1 protein-coding gene is annotated in these 374 nt (G+C 30.5%); it reads left to right on the top strand.

From position 1 onward, the window contains the following. Positions 1-374, top strand: a 374-nt coding sequence (locus I6751_RS10720; protein ID WP_196599096.1) for a hypothetical protein, incomplete at both ends; no start/stop codon positions are given.

Raw genomic sequence — 374 nt, 5'->3', positions numbered from 1 at the left:
GATATTATTTTCGAATTAAATGTTAAAAATGATTATGAAAAAATTATTATTAAGAATATAAATGATACTTTTAGCTCTCTTGCTGAAAAACTTCCCGAGTATAAAAATATTGCACAAAATGGTGGATTAGGCTTGGGGGCAGCCTCTTCCAATTTGGATATGGGATTAAATTGGATTGCTATTAATATAAATTACTATAATGCAAGTTATAACGATCCCTCTTTTTTTGATACGGTAATAGACAGCTTACAGGCAGCAAAAAAATCTTTATTCACTGATCCGGCGGTCAAAAATGATTCTGAAAAGATGTCGGTAATCGGAACAACAAAGTTAATTGATTATATTACCGATATGTTTAAACAAGGAAAAGAAGG

The organism is Pectinatus frisingensis (genome assembly GCF_015732285.1).
In the GTDB taxonomy this organism is placed as follows: Bacteria; Bacillota; Negativicutes; order Selenomonadales; family Selenomonadaceae; genus Pectinatus; species Pectinatus frisingensis.
Note: the sequence above shows the minus strand (reverse complement) of the source record. Positions and strands in the feature narration are given on the sequence as shown.